Annotated in this window: 15 protein-coding genes; 4 read left to right on the forward strand and 11 right to left on the reverse strand. The window is 71.4% G+C overall.

From position 1 onward, the window contains the following. Nucleotides 1-48 precede the first annotated feature (48 nt). The 4 genes from ACN6LD_RS30005 to ACN6LD_RS30020 form a co-directional block, all read right to left on the reverse strand. Nucleotides 49-750 (reverse strand): SDR family oxidoreductase, encoded by a 702-nt coding sequence (locus tag ACN6LD_RS30005; protein ID WP_319195637.1) that lies wholly within the window; start codon nt 748-750, stop codon nt 49-51. Nucleotides 751-1,106: 356 nt separating this feature from the next. Further along, complete coding sequence (locus ACN6LD_RS30010) at nt 1,107-2,033, reverse strand: class I SAM-dependent methyltransferase (RefSeq protein WP_445044838.1); 927 nt, start codon at nt 2,031-2,033, stop codon at nt 1,107-1,109. Nucleotides 2,034-2,406: 373 nt separating this feature from the next. Continuing rightward, complete coding sequence (locus ACN6LD_RS30015; protein ID WP_319197986.1) at nt 2,407-4,140, reverse strand: glycoside hydrolase family 6 protein; 1,734 nt, start codon at nt 4,138-4,140, stop codon at nt 2,407-2,409. Between the two features lie 60 nt (nt 4,141-4,200). Continuing rightward, on the reverse strand, nt 4,201-5,703 hold the full coding sequence (locus ACN6LD_RS30020; protein WP_445044839.1) for a cellulose binding domain-containing protein: 1,503 nt from the start codon (nt 5,701-5,703) through the stop codon (nt 4,201-4,203). A 264-nt stretch (nt 5,704-5,967) separates the two neighbouring features. Between ACN6LD_RS30020 and ACN6LD_RS30025 the strand changes: the two genes are divergently transcribed. After that, nucleotides 5,968-8,883, forward strand: a complete 2,916-nt coding sequence (locus tag ACN6LD_RS30025; RefSeq protein WP_445044840.1) for a glycoside hydrolase family 48 protein — start codon at nt 5,968-5,970, stop codon at nt 8,881-8,883. A gap of 91 nt (nt 8,884-8,974) precedes the next feature. On the opposite strand, the gene ACN6LD_RS30030 is transcribed toward ACN6LD_RS30025, so the two are convergent. From ACN6LD_RS30030 to ACN6LD_RS30060, 7 genes are all read right to left on the reverse strand, one after another. Continuing rightward, nucleotides 8,975-10,654 (reverse strand): PHP domain-containing protein, encoded by a 1,680-nt coding sequence (locus ACN6LD_RS30030; protein ID WP_319187029.1) that lies wholly within the window; start codon nt 10,652-10,654, stop codon nt 8,975-8,977. Between the two features lie 18 nt (nt 10,655-10,672). Then, on the reverse strand, nt 10,673-12,511 hold the full coding sequence (locus tag ACN6LD_RS30035; protein ID WP_319187027.1) for a LamG-like jellyroll fold domain-containing protein: 1,839 nt from the start codon (nt 12,509-12,511) through the stop codon (nt 10,673-10,675). Nucleotides 12,512-12,551: 40 nt separating this feature from the next. Further along, the gene (locus ACN6LD_RS30040; RefSeq protein ID WP_319187026.1) at nt 12,552-15,470 is read right to left on the reverse strand and encodes a glycoside hydrolase family 2 TIM barrel-domain containing protein; all 2,919 of its coding nucleotides are present in this window, start codon (nt 15,468-15,470) and stop codon (nt 12,552-12,554) included. Further along, nucleotides 15,467-16,330, reverse strand: a complete 864-nt coding sequence (locus ACN6LD_RS30045) for a carbohydrate ABC transporter permease (protein ID WP_319187025.1) — start codon at nt 16,328-16,330, stop codon at nt 15,467-15,469. Before ACN6LD_RS30045 ends, ACN6LD_RS30040 begins: the two co-directional genes overlap by 4 nt. Nucleotides 16,331-16,342: 12 nt before the next feature. Continuing rightward, nucleotides 16,343-17,305 (reverse strand): carbohydrate ABC transporter permease, encoded by a 963-nt coding sequence (locus ACN6LD_RS30050; protein WP_319187023.1) that lies wholly within the window; start codon nt 17,303-17,305, stop codon nt 16,343-16,345. Next, nucleotides 17,305-18,591: an ABC transporter substrate-binding protein gene (locus ACN6LD_RS30055; RefSeq protein ID WP_319187021.1), complete on the reverse strand. Its 1,287-nt coding sequence runs from the start codon at nt 18,589-18,591 to the stop codon at nt 17,305-17,307. The genes ACN6LD_RS30050 and ACN6LD_RS30055 overlap by 1 nt, the downstream gene beginning before the upstream one ends. A gap of 87 nt (nt 18,592-18,678) precedes the next feature. Next, entirely contained in the window at nt 18,679-19,734 is a 1,056-nt protein-coding gene (locus tag ACN6LD_RS30060; RefSeq protein WP_319187019.1) for a PfkB family carbohydrate kinase, read from the reverse strand. Nucleotides 19,735-19,860: 126 nt separating this feature from the next. Here ACN6LD_RS30060 and ACN6LD_RS30065 point away from each other — a divergent pair, with 126 nt between their 5' ends. The 3 genes from ACN6LD_RS30065 to ACN6LD_RS30075 all read left to right on the forward strand — a co-directional run bounded on the left by ACN6LD_RS30065 (nt 19,861) and on the right by ACN6LD_RS30075 (nt 25,114). Beyond that, nucleotides 19,861-20,625, forward strand: coding sequence for a DeoR/GlpR family DNA-binding transcription regulator (locus tag ACN6LD_RS30065; RefSeq protein ID WP_107446883.1), 765 nt, complete (start codon nt 19,861-19,863; stop codon nt 20,623-20,625). Continuing rightward, entirely contained in the window at nt 20,622-21,959 is a 1,338-nt protein-coding gene (locus ACN6LD_RS30070) for a 6-phospho-beta-glucosidase (protein WP_319187017.1), read from the forward strand. The genes ACN6LD_RS30065 and ACN6LD_RS30070 overlap by 4 nt, the downstream gene beginning before the upstream one ends. A gap of 92 nt (nt 21,960-22,051) precedes the next feature. Next, the gene (locus ACN6LD_RS30075; protein ID WP_445044841.1) at nt 22,052-25,114 is read left to right on the forward strand and encodes an alpha-mannosidase; all 3,063 of its coding nucleotides are present in this window, start codon (nt 22,052-22,054) and stop codon (nt 25,112-25,114) included. Nucleotides 25,115-25,207 lie beyond the last annotated feature (93 nt).

A 25,207-nucleotide genomic window follows, 5' to 3' on the forward strand; every position in this document is an offset into this window, starting at 1 on the left:
CCCTCCCCCCCCCCCCCCCCCCCCCCCCCCCCCACGTCGCGGGGCTCGTCAGTTGGGCTGCCCGATCGGCCGGACGACGACGGTGTTGACGTCGACTCCGGCAGGCTGCCGGACGGCCCACACGACGGAGTCGGCGATCTGGTCGGCGGTCAGCAGACGGCCGGGCGGCAGGCTGCCGTAGCTGTCCCAGAACGGGGTCTCCACCCTGCCGGGCGCGATCAGCGTCACTCCGACGCCCCACTCGGTGACCTGGCGGCGGGTGTTCTCCGCGAGTCCGGTGACCGCGTACTTGGTCGCCCCGTAGACGTTGCCCGGGGTCGGCACGAAGCCGGCGACGCTCCCGACCAGAACGATCCGTCCCCGGGTCTCCTTCAGGGCGTCGATCGACGCCCGGATGAGGAGCGCGGGGCCGAGGACGTTGGTCAGCACCATGTCGGTCCACCCGGCCGGGTCGCCCTCGGCGACCGAGTCGTGGGTGGCGGTCCCCGCGTTGGCGACGACCGTGTCCAGTCGGCCGTAGGCGTCGAGGGTACGGCCGACCGCCGACCGTACGCTGTCGTAGTCGGCGGCGTTCCCGACGAACGTCGACAGGGCCTTCGGGTCGCCGAGGCCGGCGGCGAAGGCGCGCAGCCGCTCCTCGCCCCGGCCGGTGACGGCGACCCGGTACCCGAGGTCCAGCAGTCGCCGTGCGACGGCGGCGCCGATGCCGCTGCCGCCGCCGGTGATCAGCGCGACCGGAGAGTCGGTCATGGTGTCCCCCTGTGTCTCGGTGTTCGGTGTACCGCGGGGAGTCCATCAGCTGGAGTGCTGTCGAAGTCAAGTGCCTTCACAGGCAGGGCAGTAGGCGGCTGAGAAGCAGCCGCGCGCCTCCGTCACGCCGAGACCGCCGCCTACCCGCCCGCACGCGCGTCGCGGCGGCGGCAGCCGGGTCCGACCGGCACGTCCCGCACGGGCAGCAGGTCCCGGCCGTGCCGGTGCCCACCGCCGACGCCCGACCCCTCAGCGCCGGCCGCCAGCCGCCCACCGCCGCCCCGCTCACTGCCCCCCGGACCACCAGCCACTCACCAGAACACCCAGCACCCAGCACCCAGCACCGGGTTACGCCGTCAGCCCGCCCGGACGGCGGTGTGCACGGTGTGGGCGGCGAGCACGAAGACATCCGACCGGCGATGCACGCTCGCCTCGTCGTCCGGGTCGAGGAGGCGGTCGACGGTGGCGCGGTCGACGGCGTCGAGGTCCTCGCCGAAGGCCTCGAGCAGCCGGGACAGGCTCGCGGCGACATAGGCACGGGCCCGGTCGGAGGCGGGCGCGGGCAGGTCCAGCAGGAAGCTGCGGCTGCGGCTGTGCTTCAGGCCCGCGGCGCCGAGCAGCGCCGCCCAGTCCTCCGTCTCGGTGACGGAGCCCGGCAGGTCGGCCCGCATCCGGGCGAACCACTCCGCCTCCAGCGCGTCCAGCCGGGCCTCGAGGCCCGGCCGCCCGAAGCCCAGGTCGCGCGGCAGGAACCGGGCCGGCAGTCCGCCTTCCATGATGGCCAGCGTTCCGCCGGGCCCGAGTCGCTGGGCGAAGGCGGCGAGGGCGGCGCGCTGGTCGCCCAGGTGATGCAGGCTGCGCCCGGCCCACAGCAGATCGGCCGGGTAGTCCAACTCGTCGAGTACGCCCGGCAGTTCACCGGCCAGGGTGCCGAACCGGTCGGCGTACCCGAGCCGGGCGGCGCGCTCACCGGCCCGCCGGAGCAGCGGCTCTGAACCGTCGACCGCCATGACGCGCGCGCCGGGGAAGGTTTCCGCGAACAGGCAGGAGACGACCCCGGGGCCGCTGCCCGCGTCGACGATCAGCCCTGGCTCCGTCACCTCTTTCCCGAGCCAGGACAGGGCCCGCTCGTAGAGGGGGGTGAAGAGTTCGGCCTGCGCCTCCAGATGCGGCGCCATCTCGGCCCAGTCGATGTCGGTGTGGTGACCGTGACCGTGCGGGTGACCGTGACCGTGACCGTGCGTGTCCTGGTCTGCGTGGGATGCGTGCGGGTGGTGCGCCATGGTGGTCAGCCTCTCGTCCGGTGTGCCGTCAGCGTGCGCCGACGCACCGGACGAGGGCCACTTCTGTTGCCGGGACGGCAAAAAGACGGGTGCGGACGGCAAGCCGTTCCGCACCCGTTTTCCCGTCCGGTTTCCCGTCCGTTGTCCTGTCTTATTTTTTGTTTCCTGTCCGCTTTCCTGTCGGTTTCCGCCTCCGGCACAGCCGCCGCTGCGCCGGAGGATCCCCGGAGGGCCGGAGCGACCGGAGCGGCTGGACGGGACCCGCCCGGCCGGCGCCGAGTCGGCGGTCCCCCGGGGGACCGGCCCGGGAGGGCCGGCCGCCCGGCGGATCACACCGACACCGGTTTCACGGCCGGGCGGATCCGCTCACCGACTACAGCGCCGGGTACGCGTTCTGCATCAGCTGCTGGAACTGGGCCGAGAACCAGTGCCCGGACAGCGGTGCGTTCGCGAGGGAGCCCGACATGCTGTTGCCGTTGCGGGGGTTGCCCGTGTACGTCGGGTCGCACATCCGGTCGAAGCCCTTGCCCTCGTCGTTGGCGATGGCGGAGCTGGAACCGTCGGACTCACCCGGCGGCTTCATCCAGACGTACGCGTCGATCCCGGCGGCCGGAGCGGCCTTCGGGCGCTCGCCGAGTCCGGCGCCGGACTGGTTGCACCAGTTGCCGACGTGGATCCGACGGTCGTAGCGTCCGCCGTTCACATAGGTGTCCACGCTGGTCGTGGCACCCGGGCCGGCGGGCCGGGCGGAGCCGCCCCAGCCGTTGCGGGAGGTGTCGATCAGCATGCCGATGTTCGACCGGAAGCCGGTCGTGATCAGCTGGTTGCGGAACGCCTGGGCGTAGGACAGCTCATCGACGTACCGGTTCCAGTCCACCCACTTGGACTCACGGACCGACTTGCCGGCCACCGAGTCGTTGATGGTGAAGTTGTTCTCCTTCAAGGCGCTGTAGTTCGCCGTGTTGGTGATGAAGCCGTGCACGTCGTCGACGGTCGCGCCCTCGGCGGTCGCGGCCTGGAACATGATCTGGGCGGAGGCGGCGAAGTTGTCGTCCCAGCCGAGCCAGCCGTGGTGACCGGCGTCGATGTAGTTGTAGACGTTGGGAATGGCGCCGAGCTTCTTCAGCGCGTAGCCGACGCCCTTCACGTAGTTGCCGTTGGCCTTCATGGTGTCGCAGGTCGGGGTGGCGGTCGCCCGGCTGCCCGTGTTGGTGACGAGGTTGGGCAGCGAGTCGATCTCGACGGTGGTGACGATCCGCAGCCCCGCGTACTTGCTGTCGGACAGGATCGCCGCGATGGGGTCGATGAACTGGGTCTTGTACTTGTCGATCTCCGTCGGGCCGAGCTCGCCGTTGGAGGCGAGGGCGGAGCAGTCACGCCCGGGGAGGTCGTAGACGACCAGCTGGACGACTTCCTGGCCGCTGCCCTTCTGGGCGAGGGCGGCGTCCAGGTGGGCGCGCAGCCCCATGTGGCCGCCTGCGCCGTTGATGGCCGCGATGCGGTCGAGCCAGACGCCGGTGGGCTGGTTGGAGATGCGGCTGCCGCCCGGCTCGGCGGCGGCATTCGCCGACCACTCGGGGTTCACGTACACCTTGGCCCCGGCGTAGGGGTTGTCGACCTTGGTGGACGGGGTGCCGGGGTCGGTGGGTCCCGGATCGGTGGGGCCCGGATCGGTGGGTCCGGTTCCGCCGTCCACGTTGCAGGTGACCCCGTCGAGGGTGAACGAGGTCGGGACGGCGTTGCTTCCGCTGTAGGTTCCCTGGAACCCGAAGCTGACCGAACCGCCGGTCGCCAGCGTCCCGTTGTAGGTCTCGTTGTTGGCGGTGACGGCCGTGCCGGACTGGGTGACCTTCGCGTTCCAGGCGTTGGTGACCTTCTGGCTGCCGGCGTACGCCCACTTCACCGCCCAACTCGACTTGGCGGCCGAGTTGTTGGTGACGGTTACGGCGGCTGTGAAGCCGCTGCCCCAGTCGTTCTGCACCTTGTAGTCGACGCTGCACGGGACGGCGGCGAGCCCCGAGTCACCGGGGACGACGGCGAGTGCCGTCCCCGAAGCGCCGGCGACCAGCGCCAGCGCGGCGAGTACCGCTGTTCTGCTACGGCTCATGAGTGCGGGTTTCCTTCGTGGTCGAGGGTGTTGTCCGTTCTGCTGCTTGCCGGGTCGCGCCTATCCGTCGAGTGCGCGCAGATGGTCGCGCAGTCCGATGCCGTACGCCGTGGGCGTCCCGTCGTAGGCCGAGATGAGGGAAGGGCCGGTGGAGCAGTCCCAGGCGTTCCAGGTCCAGCCCAGGTACGACAGGCCGCGGTCGTCGAACCACTTCATGACGCGGTCGACGAAACCGTGTGAGCAGGTGTTCTCGCCGATCTCCCCGGCCACCAGCGGCACCTGGGTGGCGACGGGGGCGAGCGTGGAATTCCAACAGCTCTCGTCAGCACAGGAGTTGAAGTTGTAGACGTGGTACGCGGCGGCGAGATTCCCGGTGGGGTCGGTGGGCTTGTGGGTCAGCCACTGACCGAGGTCGTTGGAGTAGGCGAGCCCGCCGGCCAGGATCACGTTCCTCGCGCCGGTCGCCCGTACGGAGTCGACGAGGTCCTGCATGCCGGCGACCTCGTAGCCGATGCCGGGGCAGGTCCCGCCGTCCCGCCAGCACTGCCACGCCTGGGCGGTCGTGGCGGTGGCACGGTCCGGATAGGGCTCGTTGAACAGGTCGAACACCACGCTCTGGTCGTTCTTGAAGGCGCTTGCGACCGAGCTCCAGAACGTCGGCGTGTACTGCATGTCGGGCATCGGCTTCTGACAACTGGCGTGCACGTCGGAGCAGCCGGCCGAGTTGCCCGTGTACTGGCCGTACGTCCAGTGCAGTTCGACGATCGGGGTCATGCCGTGCGCCTTGACGCGGGCGACCAGGTCCTTCACGGCGTTGACGTAGGCGGTGCCGCGGTAGGCGGGATCGATGTTCGAAAGTCCCAGCCAGCACTCCTCGTTGAGCGGGATACGGACGGCGTCGACGTGCCAGGCGGCGATCGCCGCGACGGCGGCGTCGTCGACCGGACCGTCCCAGATGCCGCGCCCCTGCACGCACATGAACTCGCCGCCTGAGCGGTTCACGCCGAGCAGTCGGCGGGTGGTCCCGGCGGCGTCCACGAGCTTGTTGCCCGAGACGTGCAGGGCGGGCGGTTCGGTCGAGGGCGGTGCGGTGGGGGTCGGCGTGGGCGTGGGGGGCGGGGTGGGTGTGGGTGTGGGCGTGGGATCGATGCCCGCGTTGCAGATCGTGCCGTTGAGCCGGAAAGCGGCCGGTACGGCGTTCACCCCAGCCTTCGAGGCGATGAACCCCGCGCTGACGCTCGCGCCGGTGCCCAGGGAGCCGTTCCAGCTCTCGTTCGCGGCGGTGACGGTCGTCCCGGCCTGGGACCACTTGGCGTTCCAGCCCTGGGTGACCTTCTGGCCGCCCGCGAAGTCGAAGGCGAGACTCCAACTGCTCACGGCCGCCGTGTTGTTGGTGATCTTCACGGCACCCTGGAAACCGGTGTCCCACTGGCTGGTGACCGAGTACTCCACCGTGCAGGCAGGCGCCGCTCCTTGCGCCGTGACGACCGGCAACAGGGCGCCCGCGACGAGGGCGACCGTGCCGGCGAAGGCTAAAAGTACTGAACGCGGGGGGTGACGCATGAGCGACTCCTTGCAGCTCAGGCGCGCCGTGACTGGCGCGTCGACTGATGGAACCGCTCCCACTGGTGTCTCGAAGTTAGCGCCACGTGCTGGCAAAGAACAGTGGGAGTAACTGACTTTTACTCAACTCCCGCTGTCGAATCTTTTCGACTCTTCAAGCATCTTGACCCCGTTCACCCGCATCCCCACTATGGGAGCGCTCCCACTGGTTCAAGGCTTGTTGCTCCTCCCCCACTCCCCGAGCCGCAAGGAGGAACCAGCACCATGAAACCCTCACGCAGACGTCGCGGGGCGCGGCGCCTGTGGACCGCCGCCCTGGCGGCCCTGGCGCTCCCTCTCGCCATGCTCAGCACGAGCACGACACCCGCTCAGGCGGCCGCGCTGGCGTGCAGCGTCGACTACAAGACCAACGACTGGGGCTCCGGGTTCACCGCGGACCTCACCCTCACCAACCGGGGCACCGACCCGATCAGCGGCTGGGCCCTGACGTACTCCTACGCGGGCAACCAGAAGCTGTCGAACGGCTGGAACGGCAGCTGGTCGCAGTCCGGTCAGCAGATCACGGTGAACAACGCCTCCTACAACGGGACGATCGCCCCCGGCGCCGCGGTCGGCACGGGCGCGCAGTTCACCTACAGCGGCACGAACGCCGCCCCCACGAGCTTCGCGGTCAACGGCACGCCCTGCGTCGGCGCACACCAGCCACCGGTCACGGTGCTGACCAGCCCGACCGCGGGCGCCGTCTACACCCAGGGCAGTGCGGTGCCGCTCGCGGCGACCGCCGCGGCCGCCGACAGCGCGACCATCACCAAGATGGAGTTCTACGACGACACGACCCTGCTGGGCACGGACACGAGCGCGCCGTACACCCTGTCCGCCTCGGGGCTGTCCGTGGGCAACCACTCCCTGGTGGCCAAGGCGTACGACAGCCTGGGCGCGTCGGCGTCGTCCACACCGGTCGGCATCACGGTCGCCTCGGGGCCTGCCGTGGTCGCCTCCGCCGCCCAACTGGCCGTGCAGCAGGGCAAGACGGGCACGTTCACGCTGAAGCTGTCGACCCAGCCCTCGGCCAACGTGACCGTCACGACCGCCCGCACAGCCGGCAATACGGGCCTGACGGTGACCGGCGGCGCGAGCCTCACCTTCACCCCGTCGAACTGGAACACCGCCCAGAGCGTGACCATCACCGCCAACGCCGCCGGCACGGGCGCCGCGACCTTCGAGTCGACGGCCACCGGGCACGCGAAGGCGACGGTCACCGCCACGGAGATCGCCGGGACCAAGGCGTACGACGCCCGCTTCCTCGACCTCTACGGCAAGATCACCAACCCGGCGAACGGCTACTTCTCCCCCGAGGGCATTCCGTACCACTCGGTCGAGACGCTGATCGTCGAGGCGCCGGACCAGGGCCACGAGACCACGTCCGAGGCCTACAGCTACCTTCTGTGGCTGCAGGCGATGTACGGGAAGATCACCGGCGACTGGACCAAGTTCAACGGCGCCTGGGACATCATGGAGAAGTACATGATCCCCACGCACGCCGACCAGCCGACGAACTCCTTCTACAACGCGTCCAAGCCGGCCACCTACGCGCCCGAGCTGGACACGCCGAACGAGTACCCGGCGAAGCTGGACACCGAGGTGTCCGTGGGCTCGGACCCGATCGCCGGTGAGCTGAAGTCCGCCTACGGCACGGACGACGTCTACGGCATGCACTGGCTGCAGGACGTGGACAACACCTACGGCTTCGGCAACGCGCCCGGCAAGTGCGAGGCCGGCCCGGCCGACACCGGCCCCTCGTACATCAACACCTTCCAGCGCGGCGCACAGGAATCGGTGTGGGAAACGGTTCCGCAACCGACCTGCGACGCCTTCAAGTACGGCGGCAAGAACGGTTACCTGGACCTTTTCACCGGTGACGCCTCCTACGCCAAGCAGTGGAAGTTCACCAACGCCCCCGACGCCGACGCACGCGTCGTGCAGGCCGCGTACTGGGCGGACGTCTGGGCCAAGGCCCAGGGCAAGGGCAGCGACGTCTCCGCGGCCGTCGGCAAGGCCGCGAAGATGGGCGACTACCTGCGGTACGCGATGTACGACAAGTACTTCAAGAAGATCGGCAACTGCGTCGGACCGACCGCCTGCCCGGCCGGCACCGGCAAGGACGCCTCGCACTACCTGCTGTCCTGGTACTACGCCTGGGGCGGCGCCACCGACACCAGCGCCGGCTGGGCGTGGCGCATCGGCTCGAGCCACACCCACGGCGGCTACCAGAACCCCCTGGCCGCCTACGCGCTCAGCAGCTACGCAGACCTGAAGCCCAAGTCGGCTACGGGCCAGGCGGACTGGGCGAAGTCGCTCACCCGGCAACTGGAGTTCTACCGCTGGCTGCAGTCCAGCGAGGGCGCCATCGCCGGCGGCGCGACGAACAGCTGGGCGGGCCGCTACGCGACTCCCCCGGCCGGCACGTCGACCTTCTACGGCATGTACTACGACCAGCAGCCCGTCTACCACGACCCGCCGTCCAACCAGTGGTTCGGCTTCCAGGCGTGGTCGATGGAGCGGGTGGCCGAGTACTACCAGCAGACGGGGAACGCCGCCGCGAAGGCGGTCCTCGACAAGTGGGTCGACTGGGCGCTGTCCAAGACCACGATCAACCCGGACGGCACCTTCCGGATCCCCTCCACGCTCCAGTGGTCGGGCCAGCCCGACACCTGGAACGCGTCGAGTCCCGGTGCGAACACCGGACTCCACGTCACCGTGGCCGACTACACCGACGACGTCGGAGTGGCCGCCGCGTACGCCAAGACCCTGACGTACTACGCCGCCAAGTCCGGTGACACGGAGGCGAAGACGACGGCCAAGGCGCTCCTGGACGGCATGTGGACCCACAACCAGGACGCCCTCGGCATCGCGGTCCCGGAGACCCGCACCGACTACAACCGCTTCGACGACGGCGTGTACGTCCCGAGCGGCTTCAGCGGCAAGATGCCGAACGGCGACACGATCAGCTCCTCCTCGACCTTCGCCTCCCTGCGGTCTTTCTACAAGAGCGACCCGGCCTGGTCGAAGATCGAGAGCTATCTCGCGGGCGGCGCCGCGCCCGTGTTCACGTACCACCGCTTCTGGGCCCAGGCGGACATCGCCATGGCCATGGGCTCGTACGCGGAGCTTCTCGAATAAGCCCCCGCTGAGCGCTTCGCCGGCCGGGCGGTGTCCGACCGCGGGCCGGATGCGGCCGGCCGCGCGGTTCCCCGCACCCCTTCGGGGCGCCTCAGCTCACGACGTCCACGAAGACCGGGTTCGAGTAGAACCAGGTGTCCGCCCACGGGTCGCCGTCGCCCGGCTCGTGCGGGATCGGACCGTGCGGGTCCACCGAAGCGCCCAGGTAACCGGTTCCGTTGCGGTTGCCGTCGCTGCCGCGCAGCCGGACGTAGAAGGACTCGTCGCCCGCCCGGAGCGGGACGCGCAGCGTGTACGTGCCCTTGCGGCCGCTCACGTCGGTGGAGCGCACGACCCTGGTGTCGGGCGCCCGCCAGGAGTCGCGGTCGGACACCGGACCGCGCACCGCACCGCGGATCACGTCCACGTGCGCCAACTCCGGTAGGATCCCTTGCGGGTTGGGACGGGAGGCGGTGGTCACCGTGATGTCCAGGGTGAGCTTCTCGCCCCGGCGCACCCGCAGCCGTCCGCCGAGGGTGACGCCCCGGCCGCCGTCGTGCCCGCGCCGCAGCCGCACCTCGAGCCCGTCCAGCAGATGACCGTGGTCCAGCCAGACCCGCCCCTCCCGCAGACCGGTCATCACCGCGCGGTAGCCGTAGCGGGTGACGCCCACATGGGTGCGGCTGAACTGGCCCGGCCAGAAGTCGCTGCCCGGCTGCGGAGCGTCGGTGTTCACCGGGTCCGGCAGCCTGCCGGTGTCGTCGAAGGTCTGCCCGGCCGGCCAGTCGCCGTTCTTCCAGGTGTCGAAGACGGTCCGGTGGTTGTCGGAGTTGGTGGTGATCGTGAACAGCCGGCCCTCGGCCAGCATCGAGTCCCACAGACCGCCCACGGTCGCCGTCGCCCAGTCGAAGCCGCCGTACGTGAGGTACGCGTCCGCGGGGTAACCCGCCCAGGACTGCGCCGACGGCTTGTTCTCGTACTCGCCGCGGATCGACGTGGCGCCGCGCCAGCCCGGGAGCGCCGCGCCCTGGGCGCCGGGCGCGCCCTCCATGCCGATCATGATCTCGGGGGCCGCGTCGCGCCAGCCGCGCATCTCGTGCGGTGAGTCGATGCCGAGGCGCAGCGGGTGGTTGGCGAGCACGAGGACATCGTCGACGTAGCCGGTGCGACGCTGCTCGGCCAGCCACTTCACCGCCTTCACCGCGTGCGCCTCGTTGCGGGCGGTGTCGGCGTCGGCGGCGCCGCCCTTGTCGTACCCGAGCAGCTTGCCGTCGTAGGCGAGCTCGAACCGGGTGAGCAGGTCGACCTCGTGCGGGCCGGGCGCGGCGAACACCGTGCAGTGCTCGGCGGCCGGGATGTACCACTCCAGCCCCTGGAAGATCAGCTGGCGCGGGTTCGCGGCGCGGGCCCTGACGATCTCCCGGTGCTCCAGCGCGGCGCCGTGACGGGCGTGCCCGAAGTTGGAGTGCTCGTTGAACACCATCCAGTCCAGGCCGTACCGGGCGGCGGCCCGCGCCTGCTGGGAGAACGTGTACTTCGCGTCGTGGCTGTACACGGAGTGCACATGGTGGTCGCCGACGAGGTAGGCGAGACGCGGGTCCTCGCCGCCGCAGCCCCTCTCGGCGGCCGCGGCCGGACCGGCGAGGGCGGGCGTGGCCGCGCCGCCCAGGGTGAACGCGGCGCCGAACAGGCCGGCACGGCGCAGAAGTTGCCGCCGGGACACGCCCTGGGGGTCGAGCGCGGCGGGGGAGACGGAGGGGTCGGCCCAGACGGGCAGCTGCTGCTCGGTCATCAGGACTTCCATGAGGTCTCAGTGGTTCAGGAAGGAGGTCACGGGCAGCGCCCGCTCGACGATGCGCACGTCGCCGAGGCGGCCGTGCAGGATCTGGTCGATCTGTCCGGCGTACGTGTAACCGCCGAGCAGCCACGGCAGCCCGACGGAGGCGATGCCGACGGCCGCGGCCTTGGGGTTGCGGACCACGGGGCAGCCCTCGACGTACAGCGTGGTCTGCCGGCCGTCGTTGACGACCGCCAGGTGCCACCAGGTCTCCAGCGGCGTCTCCTGGCCCCAGTTGGTGGCGATGCCCTGCTGGTTCAGCGGACGCATCGCCCACTGCGGTTCCCGGTCGTTGGAGAGCGAGAGGGTGGCGAGCGGTTCGTCCGGGTCGTCGGCGGACTTGCCCGCGGCGCCGCCCGTGCCGGTCCGGCCGACCAGCCCCGACCAGGCGTGGTGCGCCGGGTCCCAGTCGGCCGGAAGACGGTAGAACGCCTCGACGGTGTAACCGTGGGCGAAGGTCGCCGAGTTCAGCGGGGCGCCGTCGACGGTGCGCAGGTAGGCGCCCTTCAGCGGGGACTTGAAGCCCCGGAACTCAAGGCTGCCGTGCCCGGGCTGGTCGGGATGGTGGTCGGACGACCAGCCGAGCGTGCCGCCGCCGACCGCGACGACCATGAGGTCGTTGCCCCGCCCGGACAGGTCGCGCACGGTCCCGGAGACGGACGAGCCGTCGGTGTGCCCGTCGAACCGCCAGTACGCGGCCGTGCCCGGCACGACGACCTTCGACACGGGCCGCGCCGGGCGGGCCGGCACCGGATCGAACCCGGCGAAGCGCTCGGCGAAGTCGACGCCGACCGTGAACCGGTCGGCGTCGCCGCTCAGTTCGAGCTCCTGCCGCTCCAGCTCGCCCAGCCCCTCGGCCGCCCGGCCCAGGATCCAGGGCGAGAGGGTCTCCACGTCGATGACGTTGCGGTCGAGGTCGAAGCGGTACAGGCGGATCATCGCGGCGCCGCCGAAGTACCGGTTCTGGTAGTTCGTCAGGTGAAGATGGACGTCGTGCCCCGCCGCGTTCTTCCGCGTCGCGCGGCCGGCCGGCCAGTAGTGCCCGTTGAGCGTGAGGAAGATCTGGTCGTGGTCCTCGATCAGCCGGTCCCACAGCTGCTGCCCGTACGCCGAGAGCGAGTCGTCCTCGGCGACCAGCTCGTGGGTGGTCAGCACGACCGGCGTCCTCGGGCGCCGGGCGAGGACGCCGGCGGCCCACGCGTACCCCTGTTCCGACAGCCGCCAGTCCAGCGCCAGCACCATCCACTCCCGGCCGCCGGCGCGGAACAGGTGGAAGCTGTTGTAGCCGTCCGGGGAGGCCCCGCCGAAGGTCGGTCTGCCCCGGAACCGCTGCGGGCCGAAGGCGTCCAGGTAGGGGGTTGCGCCGCGCCCGTCGGTCGACGAGGACGGCACGTCGTGGTTGCCCGCCAGCACGCTGTAGCCCACCCCGCGCCGGTCCAGCAGCCCGAACGCCTCGCTGATCGCGGCGACTTCCTCCTTCGCGCCGTTCTGGGTGAGGTCCCCCAGGTGGGACAGGAACACGATGTTCTCTTCCGCGCCCCGTGCCAGCAGATAGCGCAGCGACGCCTCGACCGGCGCCCTGTCGATGCTCGGCCCGTCGAAGAGGTACTGCGTGTCGGGCATGACGGCGAGCGTGAACCGGCGGCTGTCGGGGTCCGGACGCCACCGGGCGGGGACCGCTTCGGCGGCGGACGGAACGGCGAGCCCGGCCGTGGCGGCGGCTCCGAGCAGGGCGGTGGCCCGCAGGAAGCCGCGTCTGCCGGCGCCGGCCCTTACGGCCTCTTCCTGGGTGTGGGCATGCGAAGTACACACGTGCTGCTCCGTTGCGAAGTCCGTTACCGGAGAGAGGGGTTCACAGGACGCGCAGGATCCAGCTCCAGCGGTGGACGCCTGCCGGGACGAGGTAGGAGGGGAGGGTGTCGGGGCCGCACGACGCCGTGCCGAGGCCGCGGTGCGCTGCGTCCACGTGCACGACGCAGCCGGCCCGCGGTGTGAGCTCGTCGTGGTGGGCGACGGCGGTCAGATCTTCGGCGCGGTAGCGCGTGACGGAGACCTGACGCGGTTCGTCCAGCGTGACCGCGAGGCCGGTGGCGTCCGGCGCCGAGAGCGTGAAGCGGCGTACGCCGTGCCGGCCGCCGCTCTCCTGCGGACGCAGATAGGGGGTGAACGCCTCGTCGACGGCGAGCGAGTGATGGCCCACCGGCGCGCCCGAGCAGCGGTCGGGGTAGGACTCCCACGGGCCCTGCCCGAACCACTCCAGCAGGTCCAGCCCGGCGACCGTCTCGAAGACCGAGCCGACGCGCGGCACGTCGTCGAACTCCTCGGGCAGTTCCGCCTGTTCGTCGATCCGCAGCCCGCCCTCGACCGGCGTGAACACCTGCCGGTGCCGTACGACGCCTTCGGCGCCCGCGTACTCGGCGAGCACGGTCACGCCGTCGCCCTCCTGATGCACGGAGACGAGCCTGCGCACGAGCGAGTCCAGTCCCCACGCCCGCCAGCGACGCGCCGTCCCGCCCAGCTCGTCGTTGTCGGTGGGCGCCCGCCACAGCGACAGCGTCGGCGCGGCGTGGAGCAGCGGGTGGACGAGGAGGCCGGCGGCGTCGGTCTCGACCCGGCCGGACCCCGCGGGCGCCTCGAACGGCTCGGCCGTCCGCAGTCGTACCTGCGGCGCGCACACCGCGGCGCCGCGCGGCGCCCACGGCAGGTCCCGCGCCGTCGTCACCCGCAGCGTCAGCCATGCCTCGCCGCCGTCCTTCGGAAGGTCGAAGGGCAGCGGCAGCAGGGCCGTCCCGCCCGGACGCAGGTCGGGCAGGTCGGCGGCCGCGGTGAGCGTGCCGCCGTGGGCGAGCGACAGCTCCCACTCGCCCGCGAGCCACTCCAGACCGCGGAAGTGCTGGTGGTTGGAGACCACCACCCCGTCCTCCCGCAGGCCGTGCAGCCGCACCGGCGCCGCGAGCTCCCGGTGCTCGGACATCACCGGCTTCGGAGTGCGGTCGGGGAAGACCACGCCGTCCGCGACGAACGCGCCGTCGTGGTCCGTCTCGCCGAAGTCGCCGCCGTACGCCCAGCGGTACCCGGGCGCGGCGACACCGTTGTCATACAGCCCGGCGCCCCCACGCCCGACCGGTCTCGCGTCGTTCACACCCTGGAGGATGCCGTGGTCCCAGAACTCCCAGATGAACCCGCCCTGAAGACCCGGGGTGGCCTCGATGGCGGCCCAGTGGTCGGCCAGCGTCCCGTTGCTGTTGCCCATCGCGTGGGAGTACTCGCACTGGATGAGCGGCTTGGTCTGCCGCCCGGACAGCGCGTGCGCCACACAGTCCTCCAGCGGCGCGTACATCGGGCAGGCGATGTCGGAGGCGACCTCCGGGTCGGCCCAGCCGCGCTTGGCGGCGCCCTCGTACTGCACCGGCCGGGTCGGGTCGTGCCGGCGGACCCAGCCCGCGGCCGCGTCGTGGTTCGCGCCGTAGTCGGACTCGTTGCCCAGCGACCAGACGATCACCGAGGGGTGGTTCTTGTCGCGCAGCACCATCCGCGACACCCGGTCCACGAACGCGTTCAGGTAGCGGGGGTCGTCGGCGATCTCGTGGGCGTGGTCGTGGGACTCGATGTCCGCCTCGTCGACGACGTAGAAGCCGAGTTCGTCCGCGAGGTCGTACAGCGCGGGGTCGTTCGGGTAGTGCGCGGTGCGGATCGCGTTGAAGCCGTGGCGCTTGAGCACGACCAGGTCGGCGCGCATGTCCTCGTGCGACACGGTCCGTCCGGTCAGCGGGTGGAAGTCGTGCCGGTTGACCCCCCGGATGAAGATCCGCTCACCGTTGACCAGCAGGTCGCGGCCCACGATCGTCACGTCCCGGAAGCCGATCCGGTGGCGGGAGGTGTCCGCGACGGAGCCGTCGGCGCGGTGCAGGCGCACGGTCAGGCCGTACAGCTCGGGCGTCTCGGCGGTCCAGGTGCGCACCCCGGGCACGCGCGTGCGCAGCCGTGCCTCGCCGAGGAAGGCGGAGACGCGCTCCTCCTGCGCGTTGGCCAGGTCGAACCCGGCGTCCCGTGTCAGCGGCAGCCCGTCCAGCTCGCCGCTGACGTGCCATCCCGCGGGCAGCGCGCCGCCCGCGTCCCGCACCCGGCAGTCGACGCGCAGCTCGCCGTCGGCCGACGCGCGCACGTCCACGTCGGCGAGATGCAGCGGGTCGGTGGCGTAGAGGAGCACCGAGCGGGTGATCCCGCCGTGCCACCACTGATCCTGGTCCTCGATGTGGGAGGCGTCCGACCACTTGACCACCGTCAGCCGGACGCGAGCCCGCCCGCCGGGGCGCACGACGTCCGAGAGGTCGAACTCGGCCGCCAGGTGGGAGTCCTTGGACACGCCGACCGGCCGCCCGTCGACGTGCACCAGCAGCACGCTCTCGGCGGCCCCGACCTGCAGCACGATCCGGCGGCCCGACCACTCGGCGGGTATGTCGACCCCCCGCTCGTACACACCCGTCGGATTTGCGGCGGGCGCCAGCGGGGGCACGTCCTCGAACGGCATGCGGATGTTCAGGTACTGCGGGAGGTCGTCGGTGTCCTGCATGGTCCACACCCCGGGGACGGCCGCGCTCGACCATCGACCGCCGACCGGCGCGTCCGGAGCGGGCAGCAACTGGAAACGCCAGTCGCCGTCCAGGGAGTGTGCTCCGGAGCGCCGGTCGACGGCGTTCATGGGCAGCCGGCCCCAGGAGGTCGTCTCGGGCGCCGACCAGGGCCGCAGCGCCAGCAACGGGTCCGTCACTTGACGGCTCCCTTGGCGAGGTCCCCGATGATCTGCCGGGCGCCGACCGCGAACACGATCAGCAGCGGGACGAGGGCGAGCAGGGCGCCGGTCATGACCATTCCGTAGTCCGTCGTTCCGTGGGTGCCGTTGAGCTGGGACAGGGCGACCTGCAGGGTCACGTTGTCCGGGTCGGTGAGGGCGATCAGGGGCCAGGCGTAGTCGTTCCACTGCCCCATGAAGGTGAAGATGCCGAGGAAGGCGAGGCCCGGCCGGACGACGGGAAGGGCCACATGCCAGTACTGGCGCAGGAAGTGCGCGCCGTCGATGCGGGAGGCGTCCAGCAGTTCGTCGTGGATGGCGCCCTTCATGTACTGCCGCATCCAGAAGATGCCGAACGCGTTGGCGGCCGCCGGCACGATCAGCGCCGTCATCGATCCGATCCAGCCCAGCCTGGCCATGATGACGAACTGCGGGATCGCCTGGAGCTGCGCCGGCACCATGAAGATGAACATGAGCGTCACGAACAGCAGGCGCTTGCCCGGGAAGTCGAACTTGGCGAAGACGAAGGCGGCCAGCGAGTCGAAGAACAGGACCAGGAAGGTCACCGACCCGGCGACCAGCAGCGAGTTGAGCATCGAGCCGAAGAAGTCGACGGTGTCGAAGAGGCTGCGCAGGTTCTCCGCGAAGTGCGTGCCCGGCAGCAGCTTGGGCGGATAGGAGAAGATCTCCGACGTGGTGTGCGTCGACATGATCACGGCCCAGTAGAACGGGAAGGCCGAGAGCAGGACGCCGACGACGAGGACGGCGTGCAGGGCGATCCCGCTGCGGCGGGATCCGTCGATCCCCCGGGTACGCCGGGTGGTCCGGATGGATGCCATGGTGTGGCCCCCCTAGTCTTCGCCCCGGCGCTGCACCAGCCGCCAGTTGATGATCGAGAAGAGGACGACGACGAGGAAGATGCCCCACGCCACGGCGGCGCCGTAGCCGAAGTCGTTGTTGTCGAAGGTCTGCTGGAAGAAGTAGAGGACCATGGTCCGGCCGGCGTGGCCCGGCCCGCCCGAGAACGTCGAGTCGTTCGAGGTGTTCTGCAGCAGGACCTGGGGTTCGGAGAAGCTCTGCAGTCCGGTGACCGTCGAGACGACGAGCACGAACAGCAGCACCGGACGCAGCATCGGCAGGGTGATCCGGAAGAAGGTCTGCACGGGACCCGCGCCGTCCATGCGCGCCGCCTCGTACAGCTCGCCGGGGACGGTCTGCAGACCGGCCAGGAAGATGATCGCGTTGTAGCCGGTCCACTGCCAGGTCATCAGCGTCGCGACGGCGATCCTGATGCCCCACGGGGTGTTCAGCCAGGCGATCTGGTCGAAGCCGACGCCCTGCAGAAAGGCGTTCACCAGGCCGAAGTTGGTGGAGAACACCGAGCCGAAGACGATCGCGATCGCGACCACCGAGGTGACGTTCGGCAGGAAGTACGCGACGCGGTAGAGGGTCTTGAAACGGACCGCCGAGTTGAGCAGCACGGCCGTCGCCATCGCCAGGAAGATCATGGGGAAGGTGGCCAGCGCCCAGATGACGATCGTGGTCCCGATCGAGCTCCAGAACTGGGAATCGCCGAGCAGGTACCGGTACTGCGACAGCCCGGCCCACTCCATCGAGCCGAGGCCGTCCCAGCGGTGGAACGACAGGTAGAGCGAGAAGCCGACCGGGATCAGGCCGAAGCAGAGGAACAGCAGATAGAAGGGGGAGATCGCGGCGTACAGGTGCCAGTACGCGCGCAGGCCCTTGCGGGGCTGGACGACGGGCGTGGGCGCGACGACCGCGGGGGGCGTCTCGACCGCGGGGAGGGTGGCCATCAGACGCTCACCCCCAGGTGCCTCGCGATGCGCCGGCAGGTGCTCATGGCGTCACTCCAGGCTTGCTCCGGGTCCTTGCCGAGGACGCCGACGTTCTTGATCTCGTCCTTGACGGGCTGTCCGAGCGCCACGTCGAAGGGGCTGTTGTAGGCGACGACGATCTTCTGCGCGGCGGGGCCGAAGACGTCCATCGTGACCTGCCCGCCGAAGAACTCGTCGGGCTCGCGCACCTGTTCCAGGCCGTACGAGGCGGGGGTGGAGGGGAACAGCCCCGCGTCCAGGAAGCCCTGCGCCTGGTTGCCCGCGTCGAGCATCCAGCTGATGATCTGGAACGCCTGCTCGGGCTCCCGGCACGCCTTGGTGACCGACAGGAACGAACCGCCGTTGTTCGCGGGCCGCACGGGCATGTCGGCCACCCGCCAGCGGCCCTTGGTCTTCGGCACGCCGGTCTTGAGGTCGTTGGTGGCCCAGGAGGCGCCCAGCTGGCTCGGCAGCTTGCCGTCCTCCACCGCCGACAGCTGGTCCGGGGTGCCGCTGACCAGGTTCGAGACGATGCCGCGCCGCTTGGCCTCGACGGCGAGCGCCCAGGCGCGGCGCACATGCTCCTGGTCGCCGATGAAATGGCGGTCCTTGTCCACGTACCGTGCGCTTCCCTGCTGCACCGCGTTCTCGAAGACGCTGTTGACGTCCGTCAGCAGTGAGGTCCCCGGGAGCCGCTTGCGCAGCTGTTCGCCGGCCGCGAAGAACTTCTCCCAGGTGTTCAGCTCCCGGGAGACGTCGGCCGGCTCGTAGGGCAGGCCCGCGTTCCGGAAGACCGCGTACTGGTAGAGGTGCGCGACCGGACCGCAGTCGATCGGGAAGCCGATCAGGGAGCCGTCGTCGGCGACGCCCTGGTCCCACTTCCACGGCAGGTACTGGCTCTTGTGCTTCTCCGCGCCCAGGGTGCGCAGGTCCACGAACTGGTCGGCGTCGGGCAGGTAGGACGCCATGTCCTCGCCCTTGAGCCCGGCGATGTCGGGGATGTGGGCGCGGCCGGCCAGCGTGGTGATCAGCTTGGAGCGGTAGTAGCCGCCGATCTTGATGGCCTGGAGGTCGACCGAGCCGTCGTAACGGGACGCGGCGTTCTTGACGACGGTGTCGCCGAGGCCGCCGTCCCAGTACCAGAGGACCATGTTCCGGCCGGTCGAGCCGGTCGGGACGGCGCAGCCGGCCGTCAGGCCGCCGAGCGCCGTGGCGGCCGTGCCGGCCAGGCCCGCGCGCAGCAGGCCTCTTCGTGAGAGCCGCACAGCTCCCACCGCCTTTCGGATCTGTTCGCGTCTTCGCAGACGGGGTGCCGTTCGAGGGGCGTGCGTGGGGGACGTCGTCCGTCCGGCTCAGGACCGCAGGACGGGCGGGGTGACCGGGGCGTGCCGTACGGGCGGGCCCACGTCCGCCGGGATGCGGTCGGCGAGGAAGCCGTACTCACGCTCCAGCGCGGGGTCGGTGAGCGAGCGCCACCAGCGGCGTACGCCGTACCAGCCGGGCGCGGCGAGTGCGCCGCCGTGGTGGCGCACGGACAGTCCGGCGGCGAGGACGGCGAACCGCAGCCGCTCCGCGAGCGGCCAGCCGCCGAGCGAGGCCGCCACGAAGCTCGCGCCGAACACGTCGCCGGCGCCGGTCGCGTCCAGGACGTCGACGTCCAGGGCGGGGACCTCCGCGTACTCGCCGGTCGTCTGGTCGACCGCGATCGCGCCGTGCGCGCCCCGGGTGACCACGGCCACCGGCACCAGCTCGGCGAGCGCGCCGAGCGCGGCGACCGCGCCGTCGGTGCGGGTGTACGCCATCGCCTCGGTCTCGTTGGGGAGGAAGGCGTGGCACAGGGCCAGCTGGTCCAGCAGGTCGGCGGACCACTGAAGGGTGGGGTCCCAGCCGACGTCGGCGTAGACGTGGGTGCCGTTCGCGGCCGCCTCGGCGATCCAGGCGCGGGGTTCGGCCTCGAGGTGCACGAGGGCCGTGCGCGCCTCGGGCGGGTCGCCCATCAGCGCGTCCTGCGAGTACGGCGGCTCCTGGCCGTGGGTGACGAGAGCACGGTCGGAGGCGGGCTTGCCGCCGCTCGCGGCGGGTCCGGAGCCGGGGAGGGCCAGCGCGACGGTGACGGGGGTGTGCCAGCCGTCGGCCGTGCGGGAGAGCGCGAGGTCCACGCCCTCCTGGCCGGCGAGGACCTCCCGGCAGTGGGCGCCGTAGAAGTCGTCGCCGAAGACCGTGGCGAGCGAGGTCCGCAGGCCGAAGCGGGACGCCGCGACCGCGAGGTTGGCGATGCCGCCGGGGCCGCAGCCCATGCCGCCGGTCCAGATCTCCTCGCCCGGCGCCGGCGGCCTGCCGAGACCCGTGAGGACGAGGTCGTAGAAGAGCAGCCCGGTGAGCAGCACCTCGGGCCGGTCGTCGTCCACCGCACATCCTCTCGTCAAAACTCTTCATTTCGGTGACCGGAATCGTGCGCCCCTCGGCGAGATTGGTCAATACCTCAGCAGAAGTGAGCATGGATTTGATTGAAGATGACGAGTAGTGTTCACGCCGTGCTGGCAGAACGACGACATCAACTCATCCTGCGGGCCCTGCGCGCCGGGGGCCCCGCGGCCGTGACCGATCTCTCCGAGGAGCTGGGCGTGAGCCCGGCCACGATCAGGCGCGACCTGGTCAAGCTCGAGGAGGACGGCCTGCTCACCCGGGTGCACGGCGGGGCCGTCGCGGAGGAGGGCGACCAGCCCTTCGCCGAGGTGGCCGAGGTGCGCGTGGCCGAGAAGGACGCGATAGCGGCCCGGGCCGCGGCCATGGTCGAGGACGGCCAGACGGTGCTGCTCGACATCGGCACCACCGCCTACCGGCTGGCCCGGCAGCTGCACGGCCGCAGACTCACGGTGATCACCAGCAACCTGGTCGTCTACGAGGAGCTCGCCGACGACGAGGGCATCGAGCTGGTGCTCCTCGGCGGCATGGTCCGCCGCGAGTACCGTTCGCTGGTGGGCTTCCTCACCGAGGACAACCTGCGCCAGCTGCACGCCGACTGGCTCTTCCTCGGCACCAGCGGAGTGCGCCCGGGCGGGCAGGTGATGGACACGACGGTCGTCGAGGTGCCGGTCAAACGGGCCATGATCAAGGCCGGCGGCAAGGTCGTCCTGCTCGCCGACGCGGCGAAGTTCCCGGGAACGGGCATGGCGAAGGTCTGCGGTCCCGAGGACCTGGACGTGGTGGTGACGAACGGGCCGGTCGACCCGGCGACCCGGTCCTCCTTCGAGGAGGCGGGCGTCGAGGTGGTGCTGGCAGGAAAGGTGCAGGCGTGAAACTGACGATTCTGGGCGGCGGCGGCTTCCGGGTGCCGCTGGTGTACGGCGCGCTCCTGACGGACCGCGGCGAGGGGCGCGTCACGGACGTCGTCCTGCACGACCTGGACGACGGCCGGCTGCGGGCGGTCGCCCGGGTGCTGGCGGAGCAGGCCGCCGCCGTGCCCGGCGCCCCCCGGGTCACCGTCACCACCGACCTCGACGAGGCCCTGCGCGGCGCCGACTTCGTCTTCTCCGCGATCCGCGTCGGCGGCCTCGAGGGCCGCGCGAACGACGAGCGGGTGGCTCTCGCGCAGGGCGTCCTCGGCCAGGAAACGGTCGGCGCCGGAGGCATCGCCTACGGTCTGCGGACGGTCCCCGTCGCCGTCGACATCGCCCGCCGGGCGGCCCGTCTGGCCCCCGACGCCTGGGTCATCAACTTCACCAACCCGGCGGGGCTCGTCACCGAGGCCATGTCCCGCCACCTCGGCGACCGCGTCATCGGCATCTGCGACTCGCCGGTCGGCCTCGGCCGCCGTATCGCCCGGGTCCTGGGCGCCGACCCGAAGCAGGCGTGGATCGACTACGTCGGCCTCAACCACCTCGGCTGGGTCCGCGGTCTGCGGATCGCCGGCCGCGACGAGCTCCCGCGGCTGCTCGCCGACCCCGACCTGCTCGGCTCCTTCGAGGAGGGCAAGCTCTTCGGCGCCGACTGGCTGCAGTCCCTCGGCGCGATCCCCAACGAGTACCTGCACTACTACTACTTCAACCGGGAGACCGTCCGCGCCTACCAGCAGGCCGAGAAGACCCGCGGCGCCTTCCTCGCCGACCAGCAGGCCCGCTTCTACGAGGAGATGCGCGACCCCGGCGCGGCGGCCCTGGCCGCCTGGGACCGCACCCGCGCCGAACGCGAGGCCACCTACATGGCCGAGAACCGGGAGAGCGCCGGGGCCGGCGAACGCGACGCCGACGACCTCTCCGGCGGCTACGAGAAGGTCGCCCTCGCCCTGATGCGGGCCATCGCCCGCGACGAGCGCACGACGCTGATCCTCAATGTGCGCAACCAAGGCGTCCTCTCGGTGCTGGACGACGACGCCGTCATCGAGGCGCCCTGCCTCGTCGACTCCGGCGGCGCCCATCCGGTCGCCGTCGCCCCGCTGCCCGAGCACGCCACGGGGCTGGTCTGCGCGGTGAAGGGCGTCGAGCGCGAGGTGCTCGCCGCCGCCGAGTCCGGCTCCCGGGCGACGGCCGTCAAGGCGTTCGCGCTGCATCCGCTGGTCGACTCGGTGAACGTCGCCCGCAGGCTGGTCGAGGGCTATGCCGACGTCCACCCGGGTCTGGCGTACCTTAAGTAGCCCCATCGGAGGGAAAGCGCTTTCCCTCCGATGGGTCCAGCACCCCGGCCTCCGGCCTCCCGCACTTCGTGGTCCCTCTCTGGAGATTCCCCATGCATGACGAACGCCGCCGCATCGAGGAGCGCGTCGAACGCGTCCACAACCAGCGTGTCAAGCCCGCCGTCTACGCGGCCACCGTGCCCCTCGAGGTCGAGGCCTGGCAGGCGCCGGGGGAGCCCGTGCCCTTCGAGGAGGCCGCGGCCGCCGCCTACGAGCCCTTCGCCATGGACACCCCGTGGGGCCCGCCCTGGGGCACCACGTGGTTCCGGATGCGGGGCCGGGTGCCCGCCGAGTGGGCCGGCCGGCGCGTCGAGGCCGTCATCGACCTCGGCTTCGTCGGCGACTGGCCCGGCAACCAGGCCGAAGCCCTCGTCCACCGCACCGACGGGACACCGCTGAAGGCCGTCAACCCGCTCAACCAGTACGTGCCGATCGGCAACCCGGCGACGGGCGGCGAGAGCGTCGACTACCTCGTCGAGGCGGCCTCCAACCCCGACATCCTCGCCGGCGACTTCGCCGCGCCGACCCCGCTCGGCGACGTGACCACGGCCGGCGACCGTCCGCTGTACACCTTCCGCCGCGCCGACCTCGCCGTCCTCGACGAGCAGGTCTGGCACCTCGACCTCGACCTCCAGGTGCTGCGCGGCCTGATGGTCCACCTCGCCGAGCACGAGCCGCGCCGCCACGAGATCATGCACGCCCTGGACCGGGCCATGGACGCCCTCGACCTGGACGACGTCTCCGGCAGCGCCGCCGCCGTCCGTGAGGTCCTCGCCCCGGTCCTGGCCCGGCCCGCGCACGCCAGCGCCCACACCATCTCCGGCGTCGGCCACGCGCACATCGACTCCGCCTGGCTGTGGCCGATCCGCGAGACCAAGCGCAAGACCTCCCGCACCTTCTCCAACGTCACCGCGCTCGCCGAGGAGTACGACGACTTCATCTTCGCCTGCTCGCAGGCCCAGCAGTACGAATGGGTGCGCGACAACTACCCGCACGTGTGGGCGCGCATCCAGGAGTCGGTGAAGAAGGGGCAGTGGGTCCCGGTCGGCGGCATGTGGGTCGAGTCCGACGGCAACCTGCCCGGCGGCGAGGCCATCGCCCGACAGCTCGTGCACGGCAAGCGGTTCTTCATCGAGCACTTCGGCGTCGAGACCAAGGGCGTCTGGCTGCCCGACTCCTTCGGCTACAACGCCGCCTACCCGCAGCTCGCCAAGCTCGCCGGCAACGACTGGTTCCTCACCCAGAAGATCTCCTGGAACCAGACCAACAAGTTCCCCCACCACACCTTCTGGTGGGAGGGCATCGACGGCACCCGCATCTTCACCCACTTCCCGCCGGTCGACACCTACAACGCCCGCTTCAGCGGCGAGGAGATGGACCGCGCGGTGCGCAACTACTCCGAGAAGGGCGGCGGCACGCGTTCCCTTGCCCCCTTCGGCTGGGGCGACGGCGGCGGCGGCCCCACTCGCGAGATCATGGAACGGGCGCGCCGGCTCGCCGACCTGGAAGGCTCGCCGAAGGTCGTCGTCGAGCACCCCGACGCGTTCTTCGCCAAGGCCCGCGAGGAGTACCCGGACGCCCCCGTGTGGGTCGGCGAGCTCTACCTGGAGCTGCACCGCGCCACGTACACCACGCAGGCACGCGGCAAGCAGGGCAACCGTCGGTCCGAACACCGGCTCCGCGAGGCCGAGTTGTGGGCGACGACGGCCGCGCTGCACGCGCCGGGCTACGCCTACCCGTACGAGCGGCTCGACCGGCTCTGGAAGACGGTGCTGCTGCACCAGTTCCATGACATCCTGCCGGGCTCCTCGATCGCCTGGGTGCACCGCGAGGCGGAGGCCGAGTACGCCCGCGTCGCAGGGGAGCTGGAGGCGCTGACCGCCGAGGCGGTCGCCGCCCTGGGCGCGGGCGCCACCCGGGTGTTCAACACCAGCCCGTACGACCGCGCCGAGGTCGTGCGCACCTCCGCGGGGGCGCCGGCCTACGTGGAGGTCCCCGCGAGCGGCACCGCGCCCCTGGCCGCGGCCGCCGTCGGGTCCCCGCAGCCGGTGACGGTCTCCGGCCTGACCCTCGACAACGGTCTGGTCCGCGTGGAGGTGGCGGCGGACGGCACGCTGTCCTCGGTGCGCGACCTGCGGGCCGACCGCGAGGTCCTCGCCGGCCCCGGCAACCTGCTCCGCCTGCACACCGACCTGCCCAACTACTGGGACGCCTGGGACATCGACAAGCACTACAAGAACCGCTTCACCGACCTGCTCGACCCGGACTCGGTCACCGTCGTGGAGGACGACCCGCTGCTCGGCGCCCTGCGCGTCACCCGGACCTTCGGCAAGGGCTCGACCCTCACCCAGACGATCACCGTCCGGGCCGGCAGCCCCCGGATCGACGTCGAGACCGACCTCGACTGGCACGAGGCCGAGAAGATCCTCAAGGCCGCCTTCCCGGTCGACGTCCGCGCGCCGCACTCGTCCGCCGAGATCCAGTTCGGGCACGTCCAGCGGCCCACCCACACCAACACCACGTGGGAGGCGGCCCGGTTCGAGGTCTCCGGCCACCGCTGGGTGCACGTCGGCGAACCCGGCTACGGTGTCGCGGTCCTCAACGACTCGACGTACGGCCACGACGTCTCCCGCACGGTCCGCGAGGACGGCGGCACGACGACCACGGTCGCCCTCAGCCTGGTGCGCGCTCCGCGCATCCCGGACCCCGAGGCCGACCAGGGCAGGCACCGCCTCACCTACTCCCTGCTGCCGGGCGCCACCATCGCGGACGCGGTCGCCGAGGGCTACGCCCTCAACCTGCCGCTGCGCGTGGCCGAGTCGGCGGGGGCCGCGGAGCCGGTCGTGTCCGTGGACGGCGACGGCGTGACCGTGGAGGCCGTCAAGCTCGCCGACGACCGGTCGGGCGACGTCGTGGTGCGGCTGTACGAGTCCCGCGGCGGACGGGCCCGCGGCGTGCTGCGCACCGGCTTCCCACTGGCCGGCGCGCGCGTCACCGACCTGCTGGAACGACCGCTGCAGGACGAGGCGGCGGCTGCCGTGCCCGGCGACGGCACGGTCGAGGTGACCCTGCGCCCCTTCCAGATCCTGACGCTGCGACTGCGCCGGGGCGAGTAGCGCCCGGCCCGCACCGCGGGTCCGGACGTCCCTGACGCACGGTCGGGGGGGGGGGGGGGGGGGGGGGGGGGGGGGGGGGGGGGGGGGGGGGGG

The sequence above is a fragment of the Streptomyces sp. SAS_272 genome, assembly GCF_052543235.1.